Consider the following 1,996-nt stretch of genomic DNA (forward strand, 5'->3'; position numbering starts at 1 on the left):
CGAACGCGTCGCGTCGACGCTGGCGGGGCACGAGGACCTGCGGGCGGAGTACCGCGAGCGGTTCGACCTGGACGGCATGGTCGTCTTCGCCGTCGGCAACGTGTTCGAGCGCAAGGGACTCACGACGTTCTGCGAGGTGGCGTCCGACACCGACTACGACTTCGCGTGGTTCGGCCCGTACGACACGGGGCCGCACGCCTCCAAGACGGTGAAGCGGTGGGTGTCGAACCCGCCGGCGAACGTCACTTTCACCGGGTGGATAGACGACATTCGGGGCGCGTTCGGCGCGGGCGACGTCTACCTGTTCCCCACGAAGAACGAGAATCAGGGCATCGCCGTGCTGGAGGCGATGGCGTGCGGGAAGGCCGTCGTCCTGCGGGATATCCCCGTCTTCGAGGAGTTCTACACCCACGGGCACGACTGCCTGAAGTGCGAGACGCGCGCGGAGTTCCGCCGCGCGCTCGACTTGCTCGCGCGGGACCCCGACCTGCGCCGTCGCCTCGGCGAGAACGCGCGCGAGACGGCCGCCGAACACAGTCTGGACCGCGTCGGCGAACGACTCGTCGCGGCGTACGAGGCCCTCCTCGACGGGCGCGTTCCCGAATGACGGGGCGACGACGAGTCAGCACGGTTTATCAGGCCGGCCCGCACATCGAGGAACGAATGCAGTCGGTCGCGGCGTTCACGGACACGTACCTGCCAACCGTCAACGGCGTCTCCTACACCGTTCAGACGTGGCGCGACCACTGGCGAGAACGCGACGGGCGGATGGACGTGGTGTACCCCGGGACCGACGAGTACGTCCCCGACGAGGGCGAGTACCCCGTCAGGAGCGTCTCGTTCCCGTTCTACGACGGCTTCCGCCTCGGCGTGCCGCGCGTCCCGAGTCGCGTCGAGGACGTGGACGTCGTCCACGCGCACACGCCGTTCGCCCTCGGCCTCTCCGGTCTCCGTCTCGCCCGACGGCGGGACCTCCCGTTCGTCGCCTCCTACCACACGCCGACGGGGGAGTACGCCGACTACCTCACCTCCCGCGACTCCTTCGAACGGCGAATCGAGTCGCTGTCGGAGCGGTACGAGCGCTGGTTCTTCGGCCGCGCCGACGCCGTCCTCTGTCCCAGCAGGGACACCCGCGACCACCTCCGCGACGAGGTGGGCGTCGACACCGAGGTTGTCGTCCTCTCGAACGGCATCGACACCGACCGGTTCGCGCCCGCCGCGCCGGCGCCGTCGCGGCGTTCCGTGACCGCTACGACCTGCCGGACGGCCCGCTGGTCGGCTACACCGGCCGGCACGGGTTCGAGAAGAACCTCTCGGAGTTCGTCCGCGCCGCCGAGGGACTGGACGCGACGGTGGTCTTCGGCGGCGACGGTCCGGCGCGCGAGGAGTTGGAGTCGCTGGCGACGGACCTGGGCGTCGAGGCGCACTTCCTCGGCTTCCTCCCGCGGGAGGAACTGCCGGCGTTCTACTCGGCGCTGGACGCCTTCGTGTTCCCGAGTCCCGTCGAGACGCAGGGGCTGGTCGCCCTCGAAGCGAACGCCTGCGGCACTCCGGTCGTCGGCGTGGACGAGGGCGCTCTCTCGGACACCGTCGACGACGGCGTGACGGGCTATCACTACCCGCTGGGTGACGTGGCGGCCTGCCGGGCGGCCGTCGAACGCGTCCTCGACGAACGAGAGACGCTCTCGGCGTCGTGTCTCGACCGCCGCGACGCGGTGAGCGTCGAACACGCCGTCGACGAACTCGCGTCGCTGTACGACCGCGTGTGTTCGGAGAAAGGGTACTGAGTCGACTGCTCGCGGCGTCGAGACGCCGGTGCCGGCTACCGCGGCCGGTTCCTCAGTCGTCCAGGTCCTCGACGGCCTGCGCGATGCGCTGGAGTTGGCGCGTGGCGTCGCGCACCTCGTCGCGGAGTTGACGGACCTCGCGGACGAGTTCCTCGTTGCCCGCGGACTCGGACTCGCCGCGGCCGGTGCCGGGCGGGCCGCCGGGGCCG

The 1,996-nt window shown here is 70.5% G+C and carries 1 protein-coding gene and 1 pseudogene; both read left to right on the forward strand.

The annotated features are described in order from the left end of the window. Positions 1-607: glycosyltransferase family 4 protein (locus GJ632_RS21195; protein ID WP_191453957.1), on the forward strand; the 607-nt coding region annotated here is incomplete at its 5' end. 56 nt (positions 608-663) lie between these two features. Then, positions 664-1,787 (forward strand): annotated as a pseudogene (locus tag GJ632_RS21200) (glycosyltransferase). The last annotated feature ends 209 nt before the right edge of the window (positions 1,788-1,996 follow it).

It is taken from the genome of Halogeometricum sp. CBA1124 (assembly GCF_009741955.1).
Taxonomy (GTDB): domain Archaea; phylum Halobacteriota; class Halobacteria; order Halobacteriales; family Haloferacaceae; genus Halogeometricum; species Halogeometricum rufum.